The following is a 254-nucleotide window of genomic DNA, read 5'->3' as shown; positions in this document are numbered from 1 at the left end:
AGCCCAAACCAAGGAGCTTGCTCCTTGGGGTTGTGGGACGTCTCCCATGGAGTTACAAAGGAACCGGTTAGATGAAGAGGTCTGGAAAGGCCCGCCAGAGAAGGTAAAAGCCCAGTAGTTCAAAACCTGTTCCCTCCGAGACGGATCCCGAGTAGTGCGGGGCACGTGAAACCCCGTATGAATCCGGCAGGACCATCTGCCAAGGCTAAATACTCCCTGGCGACCGATAGTGAAGCAGTACCGTGATGGAAAGG

The 254-nt window shown here is 55.1% G+C and carries 1 rRNA gene; it reads left to right on the top strand.

What is annotated here, in order from left to right:
* Window positions 1-254 (top strand): 23S ribosomal RNA (locus ACN6NF_RS25970); the annotation flags it as partial.

This window comes from Paenibacillus sp. TSM33 (assembly GCF_056099025.1).
Note: the sequence above shows the minus strand (reverse complement) of the source record. Positions and strands in the feature narration are given on the sequence as shown.